General features: G+C 32.0%; 2 protein-coding genes. Both read left to right on the top strand.

The window, feature by feature from the left end; translation table 11 throughout:
* Positions 1–508: hypothetical protein (locus tag BHECKSOX2_RS09990; protein ID WP_218973238.1), on the top strand; the 508-nt coding region annotated here is incomplete at its 5' end.
* On the top strand, positions 498–1,130 hold the full coding sequence (locus BHECKSOX2_RS09985) for an SEL1-like repeat protein (RefSeq protein WP_139683451.1): 633 nt from the start codon (positions 498–500) through the stop codon (positions 1,128–1,130). The genes BHECKSOX2_RS09990 and BHECKSOX2_RS09985, both read left to right, overlap by 11 nt.
* Positions 1,131–1,449 lie beyond the last annotated feature (319 nt).

Here is a 1,449-nt window from a genome sequence, read left to right as displayed (position 1 = left end):
ATCAAGTAAGGCTAATGAAATGATTGGCAATACTGCTATAGAGGCAGTTATTGGTGGCACCATCTCGATGATTGGCGGCGGTAAATTCGCAAACGGGGCACAGACGGGGGCGTTTAGGTATTTGTTTAATGAGTGGATGCATGGTCAGAAACAACAATATGAGTGTATGGGTCGCTGTCATGGAAATGATTATGGTGATGTTAGACCTATGTCGGCAGAAGAACAAGAACTTTTGTTCGATACTACACTAATTTTGATTCCTGTACCGGGTGCATCAGCATATGTAAGTGTAAAACTTCTCAGGTTTATGGCTAAACATCCAAAAATTACAAAAAATTTGTGTGTTGTAGCGATGCTTTGTGGGTTCCCTCCAACTTCAAAAATTGGTCAAGCCGCATCTAGTATTTTTGAAGATATCGTCATCACCAAACGATTACAAAAGAGAGCCACAAGAAAGTTAATTGAAAATCAAAATATGTTTCGAAATCACATCACTCATGGAAAATAAACCATTAATATCTATCAGTGAATTTCATGATTTAACTTATAATGAAGATGGATATAAGATGGTCTATGAAGCGTTTTATGAATGTATGGAAACAAAAAAATGTCAAAAACTTATTGATCTAATTCCAGAAATTGATAAAAGAAATATATGGTACCCCTCAGCATTTATTGCTAGTGTCTATGTAAGCGAAGACAATTATAGTGGATTTAAATATAATAGAAAAAAAGCCATTTATTGGCATAAAAAAGTATTTGATAATTTTTATGTGATAGATATTGGAATAAATTTAGCAATTTTGTATATGCTAGATAAGGAGTATAAAAATGCTTATAAAATATATCAGATTTTATCTACTATAAATGATCATGTTGCATTAACTGCTCTTGGAAATCTCTATAGAAATGGTTTTTATGTAACAAAAGATTTAAATAAGGCTTTAGATTATTATCAAAAGGCATTTAAACATGGTAATTTAACAGCCCCAATTAGAACAGCAGGCATATATCGCCAACAAGGAAAATACCTTAAAAGTTTAATATTGTTAATTAAAACAATTATTAATCGTTATACAGCAGTATTTAATGAAAATAAAGATGCTGAAGAAATATTTAGAGAAATGTAAGGATAAAAGATATTGGGGACGCTACCCTTTTTTTAATTGGTATTTTATTTATCCCAGGATTAAATATTATAAAACCCAACAATTTCAGACAACAATCGAATAAAAGGGAACGCTACCCTTTATTTTAACCAGCCAAGCACCACCGGTAAAATTAATGATGTTGATTATAGTTATAAAGTGGATTATGAATACGAGGGGGTGTGATTGTCTTTTGTGTTTTCACCCAACGGGTAAAGCGGTTTTTTGGTTGAAACCATTATACCAACTGGGCTTTGTGTTTTTTTTAATTTCTATTTTTGAAATAATTAGGGTCAGTGTG

The organism is thiotrophic endosymbiont of Bathymodiolus puteoserpentis (Logatchev), from assembly GCF_900127505.1.
In the GTDB taxonomy this organism is placed as follows: domain Bacteria; phylum Pseudomonadota; class Gammaproteobacteria; order PS1; family Pseudothioglobaceae; genus Thiodubiliella.
Note: the sequence above shows the minus strand (reverse complement) of the source record. Positions and strands in the feature narration are given on the sequence as shown.

What these genes read in the sequence shown, in the direction of transcription:
- BHECKSOX2_RS09985 (WP_139683451.1), top strand. Translation starts at nt 498, where the DNA reads ATGGAAAATAAACCATTAATATCTATCAGTGAATTTCATGATTTAACT.